At 71.3% G+C, this 21,277-nt stretch carries 22 protein-coding genes; 4 read left to right on the top strand and 18 right to left on the bottom strand.

All coding sequences use genetic code 11. From position 1 onward, the window contains the following. Positions 1–110: 110 nt before the first annotated feature. The 11 genes from FFS25_RS09515 to FFS25_RS09465 all read right to left on the bottom strand — a co-directional run bounded on the left by FFS25_RS09515 (position 111) and on the right by FFS25_RS09465 (position 10,486). A complete protein-coding gene (locus FFS25_RS09515) occupies positions 111–638 on the bottom strand; it encodes a DUF3180 domain-containing protein (protein WP_051990391.1) in 528 nt (175 codons plus the stop codon). A gap of 37 nt (positions 639–675) precedes the next feature. Beyond that, positions 676–1,203, bottom strand: a complete 528-nt coding sequence (gene folK, locus FFS25_RS09510; protein ID WP_006213599.1) for a 2-amino-4-hydroxy-6-hydroxymethyldihydropteridine diphosphokinase — start codon at positions 1,201–1,203, stop codon at positions 676–678. Further along, a complete protein-coding gene (gene folB / locus FFS25_RS09505; RefSeq protein WP_137802739.1) occupies positions 1,203–1,571 on the bottom strand; it encodes a dihydroneopterin aldolase in 369 nt (122 codons plus the stop codon). The genes folK and folB overlap by 1 nt, the downstream gene beginning before the upstream one ends. Beyond that, positions 1,568–2,485 carry a dihydropteroate synthase gene (folP, locus tag FFS25_RS09500; protein WP_137802738.1) on the bottom strand — a complete coding sequence of 306 codons (918 nt, stop codon included), beginning with the start codon at positions 2,483–2,485 and terminating at the stop codon, positions 1,568–1,570. Before folP ends, folB begins: the two co-directional genes overlap by 4 nt. Before the next feature lie 7 nt (positions 2,486–2,492). Beyond that, positions 2,493–3,107 carry a GTP cyclohydrolase I FolE gene (folE, locus tag FFS25_RS09495; protein ID WP_137802737.1) on the bottom strand — a complete coding sequence of 205 codons (615 nt, stop codon included), beginning with the start codon at positions 3,105–3,107 and terminating at the stop codon, positions 2,493–2,495. Positions 3,108–3,110: 3 nt separating this feature from the next. Continuing rightward, on the bottom strand, positions 3,111–5,297 hold the full coding sequence (ftsH, locus tag FFS25_RS09490; protein ID WP_137802736.1) for an ATP-dependent zinc metalloprotease FtsH: 2,187 nt from the start codon (positions 5,295–5,297) through the stop codon (positions 3,111–3,113). Positions 5,298–5,439: 142 nt separating this feature from the next. After that, a complete protein-coding gene (gene hpt, locus FFS25_RS09485; RefSeq protein ID WP_006213604.1) occupies positions 5,440–5,991 on the bottom strand; it encodes a hypoxanthine phosphoribosyltransferase in 552 nt (183 codons plus the stop codon). A gap of 120 nt (positions 5,992–6,111) precedes the next feature. After that, complete coding sequence (gene tilS / locus FFS25_RS09480) at positions 6,112–7,188, bottom strand: tRNA lysidine(34) synthetase TilS (RefSeq protein ID WP_137802735.1); 1,077 nt, start codon at positions 7,186–7,188, stop codon at positions 6,112–6,114. A gap of 56 nt (positions 7,189–7,244) precedes the next feature. Continuing rightward, entirely contained in the window at positions 7,245–7,712 is a 468-nt protein-coding gene (locus FFS25_RS09475; protein ID WP_006213606.1) for a hypothetical protein, read from the bottom strand. Positions 7,713–7,769: 57 nt separating this feature from the next. Beyond that, a complete protein-coding gene (locus FFS25_RS09470) occupies positions 7,770–8,936 on the bottom strand; it encodes an Rv3626c family coenzyme F420 biosynthesis-associated protein (RefSeq protein ID WP_137802734.1) in 1,167 nt (388 codons plus the stop codon). Positions 8,937–8,989: 53 nt separating this feature from the next. After that, entirely contained in the window at positions 8,990–10,486 is a 1,497-nt protein-coding gene (locus FFS25_RS09465) for a D-alanyl-D-alanine carboxypeptidase (RefSeq protein WP_137802733.1), read from the bottom strand. A gap of 122 nt (positions 10,487–10,608) precedes the next feature. On the opposite strand from FFS25_RS09465, the gene FFS25_RS09460 reads away from it, so the two are divergent. Both FFS25_RS09460 and FFS25_RS09455 read left to right on the top strand, forming a co-directional pair. Continuing rightward, positions 10,609–11,121 (top strand): inorganic diphosphatase, encoded by a 513-nt coding sequence (locus FFS25_RS09460; protein WP_137802732.1) that lies wholly within the window; start codon positions 10,609–10,611, stop codon positions 11,119–11,121. Between the two features lie 136 nt (positions 11,122–11,257). Continuing rightward, the gene (locus tag FFS25_RS09455; RefSeq protein ID WP_024289217.1) at positions 11,258–11,971 is read left to right on the top strand and encodes a hypothetical protein; all 714 of its coding nucleotides are present in this window, start codon (positions 11,258–11,260) and stop codon (positions 11,969–11,971) included. Positions 11,972–11,998: 27 nt separating this feature from the next. On the opposite strand, the gene FFS25_RS09450 is transcribed toward FFS25_RS09455, so the two are convergent. The 4 genes from FFS25_RS09450 to FFS25_RS09435 are packed head-to-tail and all read right to left on the bottom strand — an operon-like array spanning position 11,999 to position 15,815. Continuing rightward, positions 11,999–13,039, bottom strand: coding sequence for a glycine betaine ABC transporter substrate-binding protein (locus FFS25_RS09450; RefSeq protein WP_081609418.1), 1,041 nt, complete (start codon positions 13,037–13,039; stop codon positions 11,999–12,001). 55 nt (positions 13,040–13,094) lie between these two features. After that, positions 13,095–13,865: an ABC transporter permease gene (locus tag FFS25_RS09445; protein WP_006213614.1), complete on the bottom strand. Its 771-nt coding sequence runs from the start codon at positions 13,863–13,865 to the stop codon at positions 13,095–13,097. Next, complete coding sequence (locus FFS25_RS09440; RefSeq protein WP_137802731.1) at positions 13,862–15,181, bottom strand: ATP-binding cassette domain-containing protein; 1,320 nt, start codon at positions 15,179–15,181, stop codon at positions 13,862–13,864. The genes FFS25_RS09445 and FFS25_RS09440 overlap by 4 nt, the downstream gene beginning before the upstream one ends. Beyond that, a complete protein-coding gene (locus FFS25_RS09435; RefSeq protein ID WP_006213616.1) occupies positions 15,174–15,815 on the bottom strand; it encodes an ABC transporter permease in 642 nt (213 codons plus the stop codon). Before FFS25_RS09435 ends, FFS25_RS09440 begins: the two co-directional genes overlap by 8 nt. A 157-nt stretch (positions 15,816–15,972) precedes the next feature. Here FFS25_RS09435 and FFS25_RS09430 point away from each other — a divergent pair, with 157 nt between their 5' ends. Continuing rightward, positions 15,973–16,182 carry a hypothetical protein gene (locus FFS25_RS09430; protein WP_137802730.1) on the top strand — a complete coding sequence of 70 codons (210 nt, stop codon included), beginning with the start codon at positions 15,973–15,975 and terminating at the stop codon, positions 16,180–16,182. Positions 16,183–16,249: 67 nt separating this feature from the next. Here the strand turns inward: FFS25_RS09430 and FFS25_RS09425 are convergent, their stop codons facing one another. After that, complete coding sequence (locus FFS25_RS09425; RefSeq protein ID WP_137802729.1) at positions 16,250–17,233, bottom strand: HAD family hydrolase; 984 nt, start codon at positions 17,231–17,233, stop codon at positions 16,250–16,252. A 98-nt stretch (positions 17,234–17,331) separates the two neighbouring features. Then, a complete protein-coding gene (gene serS, locus FFS25_RS09420; RefSeq protein ID WP_137802728.1) occupies positions 17,332–18,633 on the bottom strand; it encodes a serine--tRNA ligase in 1,302 nt (433 codons plus the stop codon). A gap of 132 nt (positions 18,634–18,765) precedes the next feature. Between serS and FFS25_RS09415 the strand changes: the two genes are divergently transcribed. After that, the gene (locus FFS25_RS09415) at positions 18,766–19,818 is read left to right on the top strand and encodes a diacylglycerol/lipid kinase family protein (protein WP_137802727.1); all 1,053 of its coding nucleotides are present in this window, start codon (positions 18,766–18,768) and stop codon (positions 19,816–19,818) included. A 25-nt stretch (positions 19,819–19,843) separates the two neighbouring features. Here the strand turns inward: FFS25_RS09415 and FFS25_RS09410 are convergent, their stop codons facing one another. Further along, on the bottom strand, positions 19,844–21,244 hold the full coding sequence (locus tag FFS25_RS09410; protein WP_137802726.1) for a GntP family permease: 1,401 nt from the start codon (positions 21,242–21,244) through the stop codon (positions 19,844–19,846). Positions 21,245–21,277 lie beyond the last annotated feature (33 nt).

Here is a 21,277-nt window from a genome sequence, read left to right as displayed (position 1 = left end):
CGAGATGCTCCTGATCGAGAAGATGACGGATCAGCACCCCACAGTAAGGGGCCTGCCAGCGCACGCACATCCTCCGTGCGAGGGATCCCTGCCCTCCGGAGGCACGAGGCTCAGTCGCGCCAGCGGGCGAGCCCGCCCTCCTCGGCCGTGCGGCCCCGACCGCGCTCGGCGGCGCCGTCGGCCTCCGCGTCCGGGTCCTCCGGCGGGATGCGGCAGAAGCGCTCGACGATCCACCCGACGACGGCCAGCGCGACCCCCACGCCCACCTGGAACAGGCAGCGCCACAGCGGCCCCTGATCCGTGCGCAGGGAGATCAGCGCGGCCTGGTCCACGGCGAGCATGGCGTGCCAGCCCAGGCACAGGGCGCCCAGCACGGCCACGGCCTGCGCCAGGGCGGCGATCACGGTGCCCCAGGTGCGGTCCATGCGGATCTCGCGGTCACCGTCGCGCAGCCTGCGCACGCGCAGTCCGGCGACCAGCAGGATCGCGGCGAAGACCAGCAGCGCGATCCCGGAGGCCACCGGCAGGGCCAGCAGGGGCCCGTGCAAGCTCTCGGAGACCAGCTGGGCGATCCAGCCGCCCATGAAGGCGACCGCCGCGAGCACCGCGAGCAGCCGCACCGTCAGCCCCTTCACCATGTTCCTGCCTCCGTCCTCGATCCTGTCCGCCGCCGGCTCAGTCGTCCGCGGTCTCGTCCTCGCCGGGGGCGTCCTCGAGGCGGAAGGTCTGCGCCCGTACGCCCCGGGCATCCGAGGCCTGCGCCGCCAGCTCGGCGATCCTGCTCCCGGCGAGCTCGGCCTGGGGCTCGAGCAGCGCCCAGGGGAAGAGCACGAAGGCCCGCTCGTGGGCCCGCGGGTGCGGGATGGTCAGCTCGGGATCATCCATCACCGCGCCGTCGAAGTCGATGATGTCCAGATCCAGGGTGCGCGGACCCCACCGCTCCAGGCGCACGCGGTCGTGATCCGCCTCGATGCGCTGGCACAGTGCGAGCAGTTCCCTGGGCGAGAGCTCGGTGCTCAGCCGCACCACGCCGTTGAGGAACTGCGGCTGGCCGGGCGGCCCGCCCACCGGATCGGTGATCGCGATCGGGGAGACCGCCTCCACGCTCACCCCGGGGGCGGCGCGCAGCTGCTCGACCGCCGAGCGCAGCAGCTGCCCGCGGTCCCCGAGGTTGGAGCCCATGCCGATCAGCGCCCGCGGCATCAGGACCGCCCCCTCAGCACCGTCACGGCCACGTCCCGGAAGGCCACCTCGATCGGGGCGTGCGGCTTGTGCACGGTGACCTCGACAGCCTCCAGAAGGGCCTGCTCCCGCAGCAGCCGGGCCGCGATCCGCTCGGCCAGAGCCTCGATGAGATCCACCGGCGGGCCGACGATCTCCTCGTGGACGGCCTCGGCGACCTCTCCGTAGTGCACAGTGCGGGTCAGCTCGTCCGAGCTGCCCGCAGGACGCAGGTCCAGGTGCAGCACCAGGTCGACCGAGAACTCCTGGCCGTCGCGGCGCTCGTGGTCGAACACCCCGTGATGGCCCACCTCGGTGAGTCCGTTCAGCGCGATCCGATCTGCGCTCATGCGATCCCCTCCTTGCCGACGGGGCGGTTCCAGGCCCCGGCCACGGCGATGGCGTCGACGCTCGAGGCGACGTCGTGCACGCGCACCGCCCACGCCCCGCGATCGGCAGACAGCGCCGAGATGGCCGCCGTGGCGATATCTCGCTGATCCGCTGGACGCGGCGCGGTGCCGTTGCCGAGCAGATGGCCGATGAAGCGCTTGCGCGAGGCCGCCACCAGGATCGGATAGCCGGTGGCCACGAACCGCGGCAGGGCCTCCAGCAGCTGCCAGTCCTGCCGCCCTCCCTTGGCGAAGCCGAGCCCCGGATCCAGCACCAGCTTGGAGGGATCCAACCCGGCATCGAGGAAGCGCTGGGCGACCTCATGGATCTCGCGCAGCACATCGCCCACGAGGTCGTCGTAGACCGCCAGCGAGTCCATGGTCCCGGGGGTGCCGCGGGAGTGCATGCAGATGTACGGTGCCTGCCGCTCGACGACCAGCGGGACCATGCCGTCGCGCACAGCCACGCCGGAGACGTCGTTGACGCAGTGCGCCCCGGCGTCCAGGGCGGCCTCTGCGGTCGACGGGTTGAAGGTGTCCACGGACAGCACGATTCCGGCATCCGACAGCTCGCGGATCACCGGCAGGATGCGCCGGCGCTCCTCCTCCGGATCCACGCGCTGCGAACCGGGGCGGGTGGACTCGCCGCCGACGTCGATCAGATCCGCGCCCTGGGAGGCGAGCTCGTGCCCGTGGGCGATCGCGGCCCGGTGGGAGTCGTGCCGGCCGCCGTCGGAGAAGGAGTCCGGCGTGACGTTGAGGATGCCCATGACGAGCGTGCGACCGGAGGGCAGCCCCGCCCAGTCCCCCCAGCCCAGCTCGCCGCGGACGGCAGCGGGCTGCGGGGCGACGGCCTCCGGAGGGGTGGGCTGCATGGTCGTCTCAGCCTCCCAGGATCAGGCTCATGGCCTCGGAGCGGGTGGCGGCCTCGCGCAGCTGGCCGCGCACCGCGGAGGTCACGGTGGACGCGCCGGGCTTGCGCACCCCGCGCATGGACATGCACAGGTGCTCGCACTGCACCACCACGATCGCCCCGGCGGCGCTGAGCTCGTCCATGAGGGCGTCGGCGATCTGGGTGGTCAGCCGCTCCTGGACCTGCGGGCGGCGGGCGTAGACCTCCACGAGCCGGGCGATCTTGGACAGGCCCGTGACCCGGCCCGAGGGCCCCGGGATGTAGCCCACGTGCGCACTGCCGTGGAAGGGCACGAGGTGGTGCTCGCAGGTCGAGTAGAACGAGATGTCCTTGACCAGCACCAGCTCGGAGTGCCCGATGTCGAACGAGGCGCTGAGCACCTCCGACGGATCCTGGGCGAGCCCGGAGAACATCTCGGCGTAGGCGCGGGCCACCCGGTCCGGGGTCTCTCTCAGGCCCTCGCGATCGGGGTCCTCCCCGATCGCGGACAGAATCTCCCGGACCGCGTCCCGGATGCGCGGCTGATCGACCGGGGCGAGATCGCCGGGGCCGCCGCCGACCTCGTGGTGGTCCTGCTGCTGCATCGCTCAGCCACGCTCCCTGTCATCGGGGGCGTCCTGGTCCCAGGGGGCGTCGTCCGAGCCCGCCGCGGTGGAGCCGGCGCGCCCGGAGGGCGCCTGCCCGTCGCCGGACTCGGAGCGGTTGTCGCGCCCGTCGCGATCGGGGTGCTCGGCGCCCGGCTCGTCGTCGTGGCGGTGCCCGGCCTGACGCTGCTTGGGGTCCTCGCCCTCGCCGGGCATGGCCTCGAAGCGCTCGCGCTCCTCGGGGGATGCCTCGGCCAGCTCCTCCTTCTCGCGGGATGTGGTCACCGGGGGCAGGTCCGACTGCGGGCGGCCCTCGGCGGAGATCCACTGCTGCCGCTCGGGCTGGCGGACCAGCTCGGCGAAGATCTCGGCGATGTCCGCCTCGAGGAGGGTCTCGCGCTCGAGCAGCTCCAGGGCCAGGCGGTCCAGGATCTCGCGGTTGGCCACCAGGATCTGATGGGCCTCGTTCTGCGCGTTCTCCAGCAGCGCGCGGACCTCGGCGTCGACGATCGCCGCCGTGGCCTCCGAGTAGCCGCGCTCCTCCGAGCCGCCGCGGCCCATGAACGGCTGGCTGTCGTCGCCGCCGAGCTTCATGGAGCCCACGCGCGAGCTCATGCCGTACTGCGTGACCATCTTGCGGGCCGTGTCGGTGGCCTTCTGGATGTCGTTGGCCGCGCCCGAGGACGGGTCCTTGAACACGACCTCCTCCGCGGCGCGCCCGCCCATGGCATAGGCCATCTGATCGAGCAGCTCGTGGCGGGTGGTCGAGTACTTGTCGTCCGCCGGCATGACCATGGTGTAGCCCAGGGCCCGGCCGCGCGGCAGGATCGTGATCTTGGTGACCGGATCGGTGTTGCGCAGCGCCGCCGCCACCAGGGCGTGGCCGCCCTCGTGGTAGGCGGTGACCTTGCGCTCGTGCTCCTTCATGAGCCGCGAGTGCTTCTGCGGTCCGGCGATCACGCGGTCGATCGCCTCGTCCACGGCGCGGTCGTCGATCAGCTGGGCGTGCGAGCGCGCGGTGAGAAGCGCGGCCTCGTTCATGACGTTGGCGAGCTCGGCGCCGGTGAAGCCCGGCGTCCGCTTGGCCACCGAGCGCAGGTCGACCGACTCGTGCAGCGGCTTGTCCTGCGCGTGCACACGCAGGATCTGCTCGCGGCCCTTCATGTCCGGGGCGTCCACGCCGATCTGGCGGTCGAAGCGGCCCGGGCGCAGCAGGGCGGGGTCCAGTACGTCCGGGCGGTTGGTCGCGGCGATCAGGATGACGTTGGTCCCGGCCTCGAAGCCGTCCATCTCCACGAGCAGCTGGTTCAGGGTCTGCTCGCGCTCGTCGTTGCCGCCGCCCATGCCGGCCCCGCGCTGGCGGCCGACGGCGTCGATCTCGTCCACGAAGATGATCGCCGGCGCCGACTCCTTGGCGGTCTGGAACAGGTCGCGGACTCGCGAGGCGCCCACGCCCACGAACATCTCCACGAAGTCCGAGCCGGAGATCGAGAAGAACGGGACGCTGGCCTCCCCCGCCACGGCCTTGGCCAGCAGGGTCTTGCCGGTTCCGGGAGGGCCGTAGAGCAGCACGCCCTTGGGGACCTTGGCACCCAGGGCGGTGTAGCGATCGCGGTCGACCAGGAACTGCTTGATCTCGTCGAGCTCCTGCACGGCCTCGTCCGCGCCGGCCACGTCCTTGAACGTGACCTGCGGGTTGTCCATATCGAACTTCTTGGCCTTGGAGCGGCCGAACTTCATGACCTGGGAGCCGCCGCCCTGCATGCGGGCGAACACGAACCAGAAGATCGCCAGGATGATCAGGAACGGCAGCAGGAACTGCAGCAGGGACAGGAACCAGTTGGTCTGCACCGGCTGATCGGTGTAGCCCTCGAGCCCGGCGTCGTCGATGGCCTGCACGACCTGCTCGCCGCGCGGCTCGACGTAGAAGAACTCGACGTTTCGCCCGTAGTCGCGTCCGTCCGCGGAGTAGTCCTCCGCCAGCGTCAGCTCGACCTTCTGATCGCCGTCGTAGATCTTGGCCTCGGTGGCCTTGTCGTCCTGCAGCAGCTCCAGGCCCACGTTGGTGTCCACCCGGCTGCCTCCGCCGGAGGTCAGTGTGGACAAGACGGGGATCAGGACGAGCAGAGCCAGCAGGACCCAGATGAAGGGTCCCCTCAGGAAGCTCTTCTTCTTCTTCTCAGTGGCCAAGGCCGTGGGTCCTCTCTTCGCATTTCCCGTCCGCGATGCGTCGCGAGGCCGCCGGACGTGCCGGAGCCTGATGTGCAAGGGTATCGCCCGGTCCGCACGGCATCGTGCGGCGGACCGGGCGTTCACCCCTCGGCGGACACCCTCAGGAGTAGACGTCCGGGGAGAGCACCGCGATGCATTCCAGGTTGCGGTACTTCTCGTTCCAGTCCAGGCCGTAGCCGACCACGAACTCGTTGGGGATGTCCCACCCGACGTAGCGGACGTCGATCTCGACCTTGGCGGCCTCCGGCTTGCGCAGGAGGGTGCAGATCTCGACCGAGGCGGCGCCCCGGGACTTGAGGTTGGCAAGCAGCCAGGACAGGGTCAGCCCGGAGTCGATGACGTCCTCGACGATCAGGACGTGGCGGTCGGTGAGGTCGGTGTCGAGGTCCTTGAGGATCCGCACCACTCCCGAGGACTTGGTGCCGGAGCCGTAGGACGACACGGCCATCCAGTCCATGGGGTACTGCCCGGCCAGGGCGCGGGACAGATCGGCCATGATCATCACGGCGCCCTTGAGGACGCCCACGAGCAGGACGTCGCTGTCTCCGTAGTCGGCATCGATCTGCGCGGCCAGCTCGGCCACCCGCTGATCGATCTCCTCCTTGGTGTGCAGGACCTCGGTGAGGTCCCCCTGCGCATGCTCGGGCTTCACGGCTCTCCTTGTCCGCCTCCGTGCCGCTGTCGTCGAGGAACGCAGCGGCAGGCCTGTGGCCGGGCCGTCGTGCGGTCGGGGCCGGTGCGGGAGACGCGGAAGCCTGCGGCCGCATGCCGCTCAGCGCGGCTGGAGGACCAGCTCGAGCGTCCCTGCTCGGCCGCCGCCGCAGCTGGGTCGGCGCCTGTACGCGGCCACCCTACCCGCCATCTGCACGGGTCCGGCCTCCCCGTGCCCCGAGGCGAGCTCGTGCAGGGCGGTGAGCCGCTCGTGCGTGGGCCGCTCCCCTCCGGCGCGCATGCAGGCCTGCGCCAGGGCGCGGCGCACCAGCGGCTGCGGCTCGGACTGCAGGACCGCCAGGGACAGGACGACGACGGCCGCCCCGTCGCGCTGCGGCCCGACCTCCGAGCCTCTGTGCGGCGGCTCGTCCGGGACGACGACGGCGCGCTCGAGCACCTGCAGGGACAGCTGCTCGAGCAGCTCGGCATCCGGACCGAGGATGGCTGCGGTGCGGGCCAGGGCCTCGGCCACCCCGGGACCCAGCTGGCGCTCGAGCTCGGGAAGCACCGCGGCCCGGACGCGGGCGCGCAGCATCGTCTCGTCGGCGTTCGCGGGATCGTGCCAGGGCTCGAGCTGCTCGGCCGCGCAGATCGCCTCCGTCTGGCGGCGGCGCAGCTCGAGCAGCGGGCGCAGCACGGGGACGGGGCCGTCGTCGCGCACGCGCGGCATGCCGGACAGCGAGCGCGGCCCGGAGCCGCGGGCCAGCCCGAGCAGCACCGACTCGGCCTGGTCGTCGAGGGTGTGCCCCAGCAGGATCGCTCGGGCGCCGTGGGCGGCGGCGATCTCGTGCAGGGCCGTGTAGCGGGCCGCGCGCGCGGCGGCCTCGGGCCCCTCGCCGCGTTCGCGGACCTCGACCGCTCGGATCTCCACGGGATCCAGCCCGAGCTCGCGGGCCTGCTCAGCGGCGCGCTCGGCGACCAGGGCGGAGCCCTCCTGCATGCCGTGATCGATCACCGCGGCCCCCACGCGCAGTCGGCCCCTGCGCGCCCAGTGGGCGGCGGCGGCGGACAGGGCCAAAGAGTCGGGTCCGCCGGACAGGCCCACGAGCAGCAGGCCCGGGGCCTCCGCGCGATCCGGGCTCTGCGTTGCGACTGGGGCCGGCGCGGGCGGGAAGGCGGTCTCGACCGTGCTGAGCACGGCTCGGCGGGCGAGGGCGACGTCCTGCGACAGTCGGCCGCGCCGTCCCCTCTGGGTCAGTTCAGCCCCGCCGCCGACTCGTGGTGGCGGGCCTCCCGCAGGGCGAGCTCGAGCACCTTGGACAGCGTGGGCGTGGTCTCGCCGAGGGCGCTCAGCGCGGATTCGAGCTCGGCGACCGGAACCACCGAGGCCAGGGCGGACACGGCGTTGGACTCGCCGTGGATCCCGGTCTGGATCTGGGTGGTGGTCAGCACCGGCTGGGACTTCTCGACCGTGCTGAGCACCTCTTCGATGTCCGAGGTGCCGGCGCGCTGCTCGAGCATCACCAGGCGCTCGTAGACCGCCGGGTTGCCGATCTTGATGCGGCGTCCGGAGTTCAGCTGCGAGAGCATGGGAGCGGACAGCCCCAGGACCTCCGCGAGGCGGCGCTGGGTGATGCCGTACGCGCCCACGACCGCCCCGAATCGCTCGGAGAGCGGCTGGCCGTACAGCTTGATCTGCTGGTCGATGTTCTCGGTGCTCACTTTTGCAATTATGTCACAGTCAGGTCACGAACGGGACTCGATCGGCCTTCTGAGACCTCAGAAGGCGACCCGATCGACCCACTCCTGCGGGTGGCGGATCTCCCGAGCCGAGGGCAGGTTCTGCGAGCCGAGCCAGACCCGGTTGAAGCCGTCGCGGCCCACGGCCTCCACGACCTCCGTCACGAAGCGCTGGCCCTGCACGTACTGCGCGGCCTTGGCCTCCAGGCCCAGCAGCCGGCGCACGGCCCGGTCCAGGGGCCCGCGCAGATCGGCGCGGCGCTCGAAGCGCCGGCGGATGGTCTTCACCGACGAGACGATCGAGGAGTCCACCCCGTCCATGACCCAGTTGGCGTGGCCCTCGAGCAGGCTCATGACGGCGGTGGTCCGCTCGAGCATCTCCCGCTCCCGCTCATCCAGCGCCGCGCTGAGGGGACCGAGCAGCGAGTCCGGATCCTGCGCCTCCTGCCCGCGGCCACGGCGCATGCGCTTCACGGCGGCCCCGGCTGAGGAGCCCACGGCGGACAGCCTGCGCCCGAAGGCGTCGGCGTCCCCGGACAGCGAGACCGTCAGCTCCCGCATGTCCCGGATCATCTGCTCGCGCAGCCACGGGGCGGCCGCGAACTGGACCCGGTGCGTCTGCTCGTGCAGGCACACCCACAGGCGGAAGTCGTCGGGATCCACGTTCAGCTCCCGCTCGATCTGCAGCACGTTCGGGGCCACGACCATGAGCCGCCCGCCCGGGAAGCGCCGAGCGGCGTCCTCCGAGACCATCCCCGCATAGGGGTCGTACTGGCCCAGGACCTTGGTGGACAGGTAGGCCATCAGCCCGCCGGCCTCCGCCGCGGCCGCCCGGGCGGCGACCGACTGGATCAGCTCGGCGTTCATGCCCCGGTCCAGGCGGTCGGCCCGCGCCCGCCGCAGCTCGCTCAGCGCCGGCTCGAGCAGCAGCTCGAAGGTCGCCGTGTTCGCCCGGGACCAGCCGGCGCGGTCCACGACGACCACCGGGGCGTCATCCAGCCCGCGCGCCGCCGCCAGACCGGAGATCGCGTGGACGTGATCGACCGAGGCCTCGGCGTGCCCGCGGATCGAGTCCACCGCGGTCCGCAGCTGCTCGGGCTCCGGGGTGGGCCCCGGCGGGGCGGTGCGCGCCGCGATCCGGGCCGCGCTCGGCCAGTGGATCAGCCCGGAGCGCTGCGTGCTCGACGACGACTCGGAGGTGCTCATGGCGCTATGGGATCACAGGCGCCCGACAGCGCTGGGCGCGGGGGCGGCGCGGCTCAGGAGCCGTCGGCGGCGACGATCGCGTGGATCCGGTCGGCGGCATCGCGGGCGGCGTCGGTGTCCTCGACGTCGTCGAAGAGGACGACCACCACGGCCGGGCTGCCGTCCGCCCGGATCGTCTGCCCGGACAGCGCCGTGACCACGTTGAGGGTCCCGGTCTTGGCGCGGGTCACACCGCGCGCCTCGGACTCGTCGGGGTCGTCGAAGCGCTCGGCCAGCGTGCCGGTGGCCCCGCCCACGGGGAAGGCCTCGATCATGGGAGCGAACCGCCCCGAATCATCGGCGGCGGCCGTCAGCAGCAGGCGGCCCAGGACGTCGGCGCTCACGCGGTCGTCCATGGTCATCCCGGAGGCGTCGACGATGCGCAGACCGTCCGCTTTGGAGGCCTCCTCCTCCGGCAGCGTCTCGAGCACGGCCTCCCGCGCGGCCTGCTGGGCCCCCTCGATGCTGCCGTCGTGACCGGCCGAGCGGGCCGCCACCCGGCCCAGCACCTCCGCCAGGCGGTTGTCGGACTCGCCCATCATGCGCCCGGCCTGCTCCTGCACGGTGGCCGACTCCACGCGGCCCAGCTCCGTGACGCCCTCCTGCTGTTCGGACGGCAGCAGCGGGTCCGCGGACGTGTCCTGCTCCCCGGCCGACTCGACGCGGACCTCCTGGCCCACCTGCTCCTCGAGCTGCGAGCCGAGCTCGCGCTCGAAGGCCTCGGTCACCGAGGCGACCGGGTCCTCGTCGTAGACCCCTTCCTTCCCGGGCACCTGATGGGAGCCGAAGGCCATGGGGCTGATCGGCCCGATCTCCTGGGACTCGATGTCGCCGTCCTCCCAGGCGGGGTTCAGGGACGGGCCCGAGAAGATGCTCGTGTCCACCGCCACCCGCACGGGCTTCTCGGGATCCACCTCCCCTGCCATGGCCTGCGCGGTGGACTCGGCGAGATCGGCGATCCCCGCCCGACCCGTGACGGCCTCCGGATCGCCGTCCCCGGGCGCCAGCAGGGTGTCCCCGCCGGCCACGAGGACCACTTCGTTGGGGCTCTGGCCGGCTACTGCGGTCGTGGCCAGGCGCTGGTCCGGACCGGTGTGCGCCAGCAGCGAGAAGTGGGTCAGGATCTTCTGGTTGGATGCCGGCACCAGTGCCTCGGCCTCCCCGTCCGAGAACAGGACGTCGTGCGAGCCGGGATCGATGACCATGACTCCTGCAGACCCCGCGGTGGAGTCCTCGATCGCCGCCCGGATCCCGTCCTCGGTCTGCTGCGACAGATAGCCTCCCGGCTGGTCCTGCCGCGGCGCGGCCGGGTCCGGCACGGTGACATCTGCGTCGGCGTCGTCCTGGCCGCCGAAGGCCCCGGGGACGGAGACGATCAGCGAGGCCGCGATCGCCAGCACCACGAGGGCGGCGATCACCGCGGCGACGGGGCTGCGGCGTCGGGAGGGGCCGTCCTGGGGCTCGTCGCCGGGCACAGGGCGGTCGCGGCGGGGATCCTGTGGGGTGCTCACGCCCCCTATTGTGCCGATCCCGCCCGCGCGCCGCCGAGGCCCGACCTGCGCGGCGGGCGCACGGGCCGCTACCCTGAGAGGCGAACGAGTCAGAGAACCCCGACGGAGCACGAGGAGCAGCCATGGAGCTGGACGTCACCATCGAGATCCCCAAGGGATCGCGCGTCAAGTACGAGATCGACCACGAGACGGGGCGCATCCGCCTGGACCGCGTGCTGTTCACGTCGATGGGATACCCGGAGCACTACGGCTACTTCGAGGACACCCTGGGCGAGGACGGCGATCCGCTGGACGCCATGGTCCTGCTCGACGTCGACATCATGCCCGGCGTGATCGTGGAGGCCCGCCCGGTCGCTGTGTTCAACATGAACGACGAGGCCGGCGGCGACGCCAAGGTCCTGTGCGTGTCCACGGACAAGCGCTACGACCACATCCAGGGCCTGGATGACATCATGGATTTCAAGCAGAAGGAGATCCAGCACTTCTTCGAGCGCTACAAGGATCTCGAGCCCAACAAGTGGGTCAAGGGCGAGGGCTGGTCCGGCAAGGACGAGGCCGAGCGCCTGGTCCGCGAGGCGCAGGAGCGCTTCGAGGCCTCGCACTACGACTCCGCCGCCGAGGCCGAGCAGAACTGAGTCCATTCGCGCCCAGCGCACAGGCCCCGCCTCCCGTCGCGACGGGAGGCGGGGCCTGTCCTCTTGCTGAGGGAGCCCGACGTCGGCCGTCGTCGCCCCTTGTGCTGTCGGTGCGCTGTGGTTGCATGAACCCGTGATGAGCCGATCGGATGAGGTCCCCCAGCGGGTGCCCTACGTGCTCGAGCACCAGGGCACCACGGTCGTGCTCGGCGAGCCGCTGCACCTGGCGGAGATCGATCGCATGCTCCAGCGGATGCACGTCCAGACCGCCACGACCGTCTCGGCCACCGGCGGCATGAACCTGGAGGGCGTCCTGCTCAACAGCGTGAGGGCGGACCTGCCCCTGCACCGCTTCTGGGAGACCCTGCACCTCGCCGCGTTCGACGACGACTCCGTCGACTGGCGCGACCAGGACGCGGACGTCCTGGTGCCCGAGCCCCCGCAGTGGCTGCGAGAGGCCCGGTGCTGGGAGTACGACCCCATCGCCCCGCTCATGGGAGGCTCGGCGCAGGACCCCCAGATGCCGCACTCCGGCGGCTGGGTGGCTCGACCCTCGTTCGGGGGGCTGGACTCCGCCCGCCACGGCGGCGCGGTGGGGCTGTTCCAGCTCATGGACCGGGAGAGCTTCTGGGTGCTCGCCGGACAGGACGCCCTGATCGAGATCGTGGAGCTGGCCAGGGACCTGCAGCGCTACCGGCGCGGCTTCCCGCAGATGCGCGTGTGCTTCGACGAGACCGACCGCATCGGCTCCCTGTGCCTGCCCCTGATCTGCCGGGAGGTGCTGGAGGACGAGCTGATCGCCCGCTCGATCGACATCGAGCCGCGGTTCTGGCCCCCCGGCGACGACTGAGCCGGCAGAGCCGACCGCGCCACCGGCTCAGCCGGCCGGCTCGGAGATGAAGCCCTCGGAGACCATCCAGTCGAAGGCCACGTCGACCGGCTCGCGGCCCTCCACGTCCACCTGGGCGTTGAGCTCCTGCAGCGTCTCGTTGTCGAGCTCGGCCATGATGCTGTCCATGACCTCTGCCAGCTCCGGGGACTCCGCGAGCGTCTGCTCGTTGTAGACCGCCGAGCCGTTGTAGGCCGGGAAGTACTTCCGGTCGTCCTCGAGAACGGTGAGATCCAGCGAGAGGATTCGACCGTCGGTGGCGAACACCTCGCCCACGTTGCAGTCGCCGTGGTCCGTGGCCGTGTAGATCGCCCCGGTGTCGTAGAGGCCGATGTTGCCCTCGGGCATCTGGTCGCTGTCCCGTGCCAGGTCATAGTGCTCGAGCAGGGGATTCAGCCCGTCCGGACGGGAGTTGAACTCGGCCTCCACGCACAGCGTCCGGTCCTCGACGGGCAGGCTGCGCAGGTCGGAGATCGTCGTGAGCCCGTGCTCCTGCGCGAACTCCGAGCGCACCGCCAGGGCGTACGTGTTGTTGAACTCGGCCGGCGGGCCCCAGATCAGTTCGTTGCTCCGGTCCTCGTCGGCCACGGCCTGCCACTGCTCCTGGGGATCGGGGATCCCCTCCTCATGGCCCATGTAGGTGATCCAGGCGGTGCCGGTGTACTCGACGGTGAGATCGCCCTCGCCCTCCGCCATCATGCGGCGCACCGGCTGCGAGCCCGGCACATTGGTCTGGTCGGTGACCTGGTACCCGGCGGCCTCCGCGGCCAGGACCAGGATCTTGCCCAGAATGAGCTGCTCGGTGAAGTTCTTGGAGACCACCGTGACCGGGACGTCCTCGGCGCCCTCGACCGGGGTGATGGAGCCCTCCTCGAACTGCGGGACGTAGGAGGCCGACGGGGACAGACCACAGCCGGACAGAGCCATGGCGGCCGCCGCGGCCAGCGATGCCGCGGACAGGGCCCGACGGCGACGCGGCGAGCGGAGCCCGGCTCGCGTCCTCGATCCGCTGGTGGTGGTCGTGGTCATCCTGGCCTCCGTGCTCCGATTCTGGTGCTGCTTGCTGACATCGCCCACGGCGGCCTCACAGCCCCCGGGGACGGGCGATGTGCTCGACCACCCGTCCCAGCCAGTCGATGGCCAGCGCCAGCAGCGAGACGAGCACCGATCCAGTGATCAGGACTCGGGGCAGGTCCAGGTTCACACCGGTCGTGATCGCCACGCCCAGGCCGCCGGCGCTGACGAAGGTGGCGAGGGTGGCTGTGCCGACCACCAGCACGAGCGCGGTCCGGATGCCGGCGAGCATCAGCGGCACCGCCAGCGGCAGCTCGATGCGCCACAGCACGGACAGCGCGGACATGCCCATGCCCCTGCCCGCCTCGACCAGCGACTGATCCACCGAGTCGAGTCCGACCATGGTGTTGCGCAGCACGGGAAGCACCGCGTAGACCACGAGCGCCACGATCGCGGCCGTGGAGCCGAAGCCCATCCACATGGCGAAGAGCACGATCAGGCCCACCGCCGGGGCCGCCTGGCCGATGTTGGCGATCGCCATGATCACCCCGGTCCAGCGCCGCATGGGCCCTCGGGTCAGCAGGATGCCCAGCGGGATCGCGATCACGAGCACGACGACGGTGGCGATCGCGGTGAGGCGCAGGTGCTCGAGGGTCGCGTTCAGCAGCGGTCCCGGTGCGAGCGTGACCAGCTCGGTCTCCGTGAGATCCGCCTGGCTCAGCCAAAGGATCAGCACGCCCAGGGCCGCCAGCAGCACGACCGGGTAGATGATCAGCGAGCGCAGCCGGCCCCGGTCGGCCTGAATCCCGGAGGCGCTGCCCAGATCTGCCGCGGCCGTCATCGTCGAGCCTCCTCCGGCTCGGCCGCGCTCGAGCCGCCATGCGGGTCCTCCTCGGTGATGACCCGGATCTCGCCGGTGTCGTCGTCGCGCGAGACGCGGATGTCGGCGTCGTTCGAGCCCACGGGGGCCGCTCCCGAGCCGGTCGCGGTGCGCTGGGACTGCAGCGACTCCATGACCGCGTCCAGGTCGACGACGCCCTCGAAGCGCCCGCGGGCGCCGACCACCAGGCCCGCGCCCACCCGGGAGACGAGCATGGTGTTCAGCGCGTCCTCGAGGGTCGCGTCCTCGCCCACGATCGGCAGGTCCGGATCCAGGCGGCTGGGCAGCTGCTGAGCCCGGCTCAGCTGCTCGAGCGACGGCCAGGCCAGCGGGCGCCCGGAGCCGTCCACGATCACCACGTGCCCGTGGCCCGCGCTGCCGGCGCGCTCGAGAGCTCTCTGCACGGAGTCCTCGGGGGTCAGCGTCACGGCCTCGCGGCGCGGCATGTCCCGCACGCGGGACAGCCCCAGCGCCTTGAGACCGGCGCCGCGGCCCACGAAGTCGGCCACGAAGTCGTTGGCGGGCTCGGCCAGGATCCGCTCGGGGCGGTCGTACTGCTGGATGTGCGCACCCTCGTCGAACACGACCACCCAGTCGCCGAGCTTCACGGCCTCGTCGATGTCATGGGTGACGATCACGATCGTCTTGCGCAGCTCCCGCTGGATGGAGATCATCTCCTCCTGCAGACGAGCGCGCGTGATCGGATCGACCGCGCCGAACGGCTCGTCCATGAGCAGCACGGGCGGATCCGCGGCCAGGGCCCGGGCCACTCCCACGCGCTGCTGCTGCCCGCCGGAGAGCTGCTTGGGGTAGCGGTCCCGGTACAGCGCCGGGTCCAGGGAGACCAGATCGAGCAGCTCGTCCACGCGCTCGGCCACCCGCTGCTTGTCCCACCCCAGCATCTTGGGGACCAGTCCGATGTTCGCGGCCACGGTCATGTGCGGGAACAGGCCGCCGGCCTGGATGACGTAGCCCATGCGCCGACGCAGCTCATCGCCGTTCATGGTCGTGACGTCCTCGCCGTCGATCACGATCCGGCCCTGGCTGGGCTCGATCAGGCGGTTGATCATCTTCAGCGTCGTGGTCTTGCCGCAGCCGGACGGGCCCACGAACATCACGGTCGAGCCTGCCGGGATCTCGAGGGTCAGGTGGTCGACCGCCGGCTTGGCGCGCGTGCCGTACTGCTTGGTCACGCCGTCGAGCAGGATCGGGACGCCGGTGACCTCGGAGCGGGCTTCGGGGGCGGTGTTCTGGGCGGAGCTGCGCGGATCAGACACGGAGACCTCTCGAGGTGGTCAGGCGCCCCAGCAGGGCGAGGAGGAGATCGAGGATGAAGGCCACGACGATCACAGCGATGACGCCGGTGAGCACCGAGGCCAGAGCGTTGGCTCCGCCCAGCCGGGAGAGCCCTGAGAAGATGAAGCCGCCCAGGCCGGGGCCCAGGACCCAGGCCGCGATCGCGGCGACGCCCATGACCATCTGACCCGAGACGCGCATTCCGGTGAGGATGACCGGCCAGGCCATGGGCAGCTCGACGCGCAGCAGGGTGGACAGCCGGCTCATGCCGATGCCGCGGGCGGATTCCACGACGGTGTCCGGGACGCCGGCCAGGCCCACGACCGCGTTGCGCAGGATCGGCAGCGCGGCGTAGAAGGTGATCACGACGATGGCCGGGGCGATGCCGAAGCCCAGCGGGGCGACCAGCAGACCGATCAGGGCGAACGAGGGGATGGTCAGACCGATCGCGGTGACGCTGTTGGCCAGCTCGGACAGGCGCTGGGAGCGGTAGCACAGCAGCGCGATCGCGACGGCCAGCACGGTGGCCAGCGCCAGGCACTGGATCACCAGCCACAGGTGCTGCCAGCTGGAGAACAGGATCACCTGCCAGCGCTCAGCGAGATAGTCGGACACGGGTCGGTCCCTCCGGAGACTGGGAGCTGCCGGGGCGGAACCGGCAGATGGGCTGGGCCCCTCTTACCCGTTCACCATAGGCGGGTGAATGCTCATCTGCGCGGATTGGCTCATCAGCGCGCTGACCTGTGATCCGCATCTCAGAGCTTCGGGTACGATGCTGCGGCCGCCGGGCGCCCCGGCCCGCGCACCGTCTCGCGCCGCACTGATCGCCCAGGCCACCGTGTGGTCAGCCGACGGCAGCACGTCGGTCAGCTCGCAGACCCCCTGGATGGCCCAGGCCCGGCGCCCCGAGACCGCCATGCGGGATGTCCTGGCCCGCCTGCTGCCGGAGCTGGCGCTTCCGGCGCCCGAGCCGTCGAGCTGATTGATCCGGCCGCCGCGGGCGAGCGGCAGCCCCATCGCAGCGGCTCGCCCGGAGCCCGGGCTGCGGCTCAGCCCTGCGGCAGCAGGGAGCGCAGGATGCGGGCGGCGCCGTCCTGGTACACGCTCGTGGTGACCTCCCGCGCCGCCTCCACGACCTCGTCCGGGGCCTGGCCCATGGCCACTCCGCGGGCCGCCCACTCGAGCATCTCGATGTCGTTGTGCCCGTCGCCGATCGCGACCGTGTGGGCGGGATCGACGTCCAGGCGGCGACGGACCTGCTCCAGCGCGCTGGCCTTGGAGACGCCGTTGGCCGCCACATCCAGCCATGAGGTCCAGCCCACGGAGTAGGCCACGCCGTGCAGGCCCGAGCGGTCGATGGCCTCGGCGAAGTCCTCCGGCTCCTCCGCAGAGCTGCTGACCACGAGCCGCACGGCGTCGAGCTCGGCGAGCCCGCGCATGTCCGTGGGGATCGCCTCGATGCCGAAGGACCCGTCCTGGAAGCGCTCGGTCGAGTAGAAGCTGCCGTCGGCGGTCTCGATCGCGTACTTGGCCGCGGGCAGGACCTCCCGCAGCGCCTGCAGCGCCTTCTCGGGGTTGAAGGTCACCGCGTCGATCACGCGGTACCAGTCCTCGTGCTCGCTCGACAGGTGCATGGTGATGCCCCCGTTGGAGGACACGGCGTAGCCGGACTCCAGCCCGAGCTTCTCGCACACGGGCAGAGTGGCTCCGCGCGAGCGCCCGGTGGCGATCACCAGATGGTGCCCCGCTGCGGCCGCGGCGCGCGCCGAGTCCAGCACCGCCTGCGACATGCGTCCGTCGTGATCCACGAGCGTGCCGTCCACGTCCAGGCACACGAGGTAGCGCACGCCCTCCTGCAGCCGCCAGTCGCTGCCGACCGGCTCGCGGTCGGGCTCGGGGAACGGCGCCGTCCCGTGATCCGGGGCGTGGGGCGGATCCTGCTGAGGGTCCTGGGGCTGGGGAAGGGTGCCATCGGCGTCGTGCGGCTTCTCGTGAGCCCGATCGTCGGTGTCGGGGCGCTGCGTCTGAGTCATCCCCCGAGCCTGCCACAGCACGACGGCGGGCCGCCGTGGCCGACACCACGACGACCCGCCGCTTCACGGGACGTTCACCCAGCAGGCGCCTGAGGGGCTCAGCGCACCTGGATGACCTCCTGGCCGCGCATGTACGGGCGCAGCGGCTCCGGGATCACGACGGAGCCGTCGGCCTGCTGATGCGTCTCCAGGATCGCCACGAGCCAGCGCGTGGTGGCCAGCGTGCCGTTGAGGGTGGCGACCATCTGCGTCCCTCCCTTTTTGGCCTTCCCGTCGGCCGTCGTGGTGTCGGCCAGGCGCTCGCGGATGTTGAGGCGACGGGCCTGGTAGGTGGTGCAGTTCGAGGTCGAGGACAGCTCGCGATAGCGGCCCTGGGTGGGGACCCAGGCCTCGCAGTCGAACTTGCGCGCAGCGGAGGTGCCGAGATCGCCTGCGGCGGTGTCGATCACCCGGTAGGACAGCCCGCAGGCCTGCAGCATCTGCTCCTCCCACTCGAGCAGGCGGGCGTGCTCCGCCTCGGCCTGATCCTGGGTGCAGTAGACGAACATCTCCAGCTTGTTGAACTGGTGGACGCGGATGATGCCGCGGGTGTCCTTGCCCGCCGAGCCGGCCTCCCGGCGGTAGCAGGTCGACCATCCGGCATAGCGCAGCGGGCCGTCGGACAGGTCGATGATCTCATCGGCGTGGTAGCCGGCGATCGCGACCTCGGAGGTGCCGACCAGGTAGAGGTCGTCCTTCTCGAGGCGGTAGATCTCGTCGTCGTGCTCGACGTCGAAGCCGGTGCCGGCCATGATCTCCGGGCGCACCAGGGTGGGGGTGGTCAGCGCGATGAAGTCGTTGTCCATGGCCAGGTCCTGGCCCATGCGCAGCAGAGCGGTCTCCAGACGCGCGATGTCGCGCTTGAGGAAGTAGAAGCGCGAGCCTCCGACCTTGGCGCCGCGGGCCATGTCGAGCCCGTCCACGAGCTCGCCGATCTCCAGGTGATCGCGCGGCTCGAAGCCCTCGGCTGCGAAGTCCCGGGGCTGACCCACGTGTTTGAGCACGGCGAAGTCGTCCTCGCCGCCTGCCGGGATGCCGTCGATGATCAGGTTCGGCAGGGCCTTGAGCAGGTCGTCGATCGTGGCCTGGGCGGCATCGGCCCGGGAATCTGCGTCCTTGACGCGATCGGAGAGGTCCTTGACCTCGGCCAGCAGCTGCTGCTTCTGCTCGCCCTGAGCCTGGGCGACCGTCTTGCCGAAGCTCTTCTGCTCGGCGCGCAGCGTCTCGTACTCGGTGATGGCCGAGCGGCGGGCGGAGTCGGCCTCGAGCACGCGGTCCACCACGGACTCGTCGGCGCCGCGGGCGGCCTGCGAGGCGCGGAACTTGTCGGGATTCTCGCGGAGCATGTTGATATCGATCACCGGGCCAGGGTAGCGGAGTCGGCCTTTCCCGGCTGGCTGTCATAGCTGCGCGCTACGGTGGTCGCTCTCAGTCGATCGCAGGCCGTGCGCCGTCCCGATCCGCCACCACTGCGAAGCTCAGGAGCCCCTGCCGTGTCCGAGTCCCTGGACCAGCCCCACGTCCAGCACGTGGCCGTCGTCGTCAACCCCATCAAGGCCGGGGCGGACGATGCCATCAACCACACCACGCTGGCCTGCCGCAAAGCGGGATGGCCGCAGCCCCGGTTCTTCGAGACCCGGGCCGATGACCCCGGAACGTCCATGACCCGCGAGGCCCTCGAATGGGGCGCCGATGTGGTGCTCGCCGCCGGCGGCGACGGCACCGTGCGCACCGTGGCCGAGGTCCTGGCCGGCACCGGGACGCCGCTGGGGCTGATCCCCATGGGCACCGGCAACCTCCTGGCCCGCAACCTGGGCGCCCACCTGGATGACATCCACCACTCCGTGGATGTCGCCCTGTTCGGGGAGGACAAGGCCCTCGACATGGTCGCCTTCCGCACCGAATCGGACGACGGAACCATGGACGAGAAGCTGCTGTGCGTCATGGGCGGGGTCGGGTTCGACGCCGAGATCATGGAGCACACGAGCGACCGCCTCAAGAAGAGGATCGGATGGATGGCCTACGGCGAGGCAGGGATGCGCCGGGTGCTCATGTCCCCGGCGTGGGCGCGCTTCAGCCTGGACGACGGCCCCTGGCAGTCGCGGCGCGTGCGCTCGATCATGGCCGCGAACTGCGGGACCCTGACCGGCGGGCTCGTGCTCGTCCCCGGCGCCAAGCTGGACGACGGCAAGATGGATGTGGTGGTGATCGCCCCGCGCCACCTGCTCGGCTGGGCGCGGCTGGCCGGCAAGGTGATCACCCAGCACCGCCATCCGCTGCCCGAGCTCGATCACTACGAGTGCCGGAAGGTGCGCGCCGAGTTCGCCGAGCCGACCAGCGGCGAGCTCGACGGCGACTCCGTGGGCCATGTGGTGGCCTTCGAGGCCGAGACCCTTCCCGCGGCCCTGAAGCTGCGGGTTCCGCCCACCATGGTGCGCGAGTCCCTGGATCTGATCGACGACGACACCCAGGCTCGCCACCCCGAGCATGAGCCTGCGATCCAGGCGGACTTCCACCGCCGCCGCAGCGCCGACGACGAGCGCTGAGCCTTCCGCAGAACGCCGGGGCGGGCTACAGGAGACCGGCCAGGCCGTAGACGGCCGCGGCGATCAGGAAGCCGACCACGGCGATGATCGTCTCCAGCACCGTCCAGGTCCTGAAGGTCGTGCGCACGTCCATCTCCAGGAAGCGGCCCACGAGCCAGAAGCCGGAGTCGTTGACGTGGGACAGCGCCACGGAGCCGGCGGCCACCGCGACCACGAGCGCTGCGACCTGCAGCCCGCCGAGTTCGGCGGCCATCACCGCGGGCGCGATGAGGCCCGCGGCGGTCGTCAGCGCGACGGTCGCGGAACCCTGGGCCACGCGCATGATCACGGCGATGATGAACCCGGCCAGGATGATCGGGATGCCGAGGTCGGTGAGGGCGTCGGCCAGGGCGTCGCCGATGCCCGAGCTGCGCAGCACGCCGCCGAACATGCCGCCGGCTCCCGTGATGAGGATGACCGAGCAGACGGGGCCCAGAGCCGATTCGAAGGTCTTCTCGATCGCGCTGCCGCTGACCCCGCGGGCCTTGCCCACGAGCAGGGCCGCGACCAGCAGCGAGATCGTCAGCGCCACCGGCGTGGCCCCCAGGGAGACCAGCAGCTGGAACCAGGCCTGCTCCCCCACGCCCTCGGGGATGGCCCCGGACTTCAGCAGGGTGGACAGCCCCGTGTTGAGGAAGATCAGCAGCATGGGCAGCAGGAGGATGAGGACCACGGTCCCCGTCTTCGGCGGGTTCTGCACCGCCTCGGCCTCACCCAGGATGCTGGGCACAGGCAGATCGATCCGCCGTCCCATGACCTTGCCGAAGAGGTACGACGACAGGTACCAGGCCGGAAGCGCAGCCACCAGGCCCACGAGCAGGACCAGGCCGACGTTCGCCTCGAAGAACGTGGAGGCGGTGACCGGCCCCGGATGCGGCGGCAGGAACACGTGCATCACGGAGAACGCGCCGACCGACGGCAGCGCGTAGAGCAGCACGGAGCCGCCGAGTCGTCGGGCCACGGCGAAGACCACGGGCAGCATGACGACCAGGCCGGCGTCGAAGAAGATCGGGAAGCCGAACAGCAGGGAGGCCACTCCCAGCGCCAGCGGGGCCCGCTTCTCGCCGAAGATCGAGATCAGCTTCTCGGCCAGCACCTGGGCGCCGCCGGAGGTCTCGAGCAGCCGTCCGAGCATGGCGCCCAGGCCCACCAGCAGCGCCACGCTGGCCAGCGTGCCGCCGAAGCCGTCGAGCATCACGGGCACGACCGCGCCGAACGGGATGCCCGCGGCGACCGCCGTGAGGAAGCTGATGACGATCAGCGCCACGAAGGCGTGCATCTTCAGCTTGATGATCAGCACCAGCAGGGCGGCGATCGCCGCGGCGGCGATCAGCAGCAGCGGACCTGCGGTGAGGGTCTGCTCCCAGCCCTCGAGCTCCTCGACCATGTCTCGGCTCCTTGCGTATGTCGGGGCGCTCGT

Source organism: Kocuria sp. 2SI, assembly GCF_005502825.1.
In the GTDB taxonomy this organism is placed as follows: domain Bacteria; phylum Actinomycetota; class Actinomycetes; order Actinomycetales; family Micrococcaceae; genus Kocuria; species Kocuria palustris.
The sequence above is the reverse complement of the archived record's forward strand: the minus strand, read 5'-3'. Positions and strand labels throughout refer to the sequence as shown.

Bases quoted from the DNA above. Each gene is read 5' to 3' on its own strand.
- folP (WP_137802738.1), bottom strand. From the start codon at position 2,485: ATGCAGCCCACCCCTCCGGAGGCCGTCGCCCCGCAGCCCGCTGCCGTC.
- FFS25_RS09455 (WP_024289217.1), top strand. From the start codon at position 11,258: ATGAGCCGATCGGATGAGGTCCCCCAGCGGGTGCCCTACGTGCTCGAG.
- FFS25_RS09425 (WP_137802729.1), bottom strand. From the start codon at position 17,233: ATGACTCAGACGCAGCGCCCCGACACCGACGATCGGGCTCACGAGAAG.
- FFS25_RS09445 (WP_006213614.1), bottom strand. From the start codon at position 13,865: ATGACGGCCGCGGCAGATCTGGGCAGCGCCTCCGGGATTCAGGCCGAC.
- folB (WP_137802739.1), bottom strand. From the start codon at position 1,571: ATGAGCGCAGATCGGATCGCGCTGAACGGACTCACCGAGGTGGGCCAT.
- folE (WP_137802737.1), bottom strand. From the start codon at position 3,107: ATGCAGCAGCAGGACCACCACGAGGTCGGCGGCGGCCCCGGCGATCTC.
- FFS25_RS09460 (WP_137802732.1), top strand. From the start codon at position 10,609: ATGGAGCTGGACGTCACCATCGAGATCCCCAAGGGATCGCGCGTCAAG.
- FFS25_RS09450 (WP_081609418.1), bottom strand. From the start codon at position 13,039: ATGACCACGACCACCACCAGCGGATCGAGGACGCGAGCCGGGCTCCGC.
- FFS25_RS09410 (WP_137802726.1), bottom strand. From the start codon at position 21,244: ATGGTCGAGGAGCTCGAGGGCTGGGAGCAGACCCTCACCGCAGGTCCG.
- folK (WP_006213599.1), bottom strand. From the start codon at position 1,203: ATGCCGCGGGCGCTGATCGGCATGGGCTCCAACCTCGGGGACCGCGGG.
- FFS25_RS09470 (WP_137802734.1), bottom strand. From the start codon at position 8,936: ATGAGCACCTCCGAGTCGTCGTCGAGCACGCAGCGCTCCGGGCTGATC.
- FFS25_RS09515 (WP_051990391.1), bottom strand. From the start codon at position 638: ATGGTGAAGGGGCTGACGGTGCGGCTGCTCGCGGTGCTCGCGGCGGTC.
- FFS25_RS09430 (WP_137802730.1), top strand. From the start codon at position 15,973: ATGCTGCGGCCGCCGGGCGCCCCGGCCCGCGCACCGTCTCGCGCCGCA.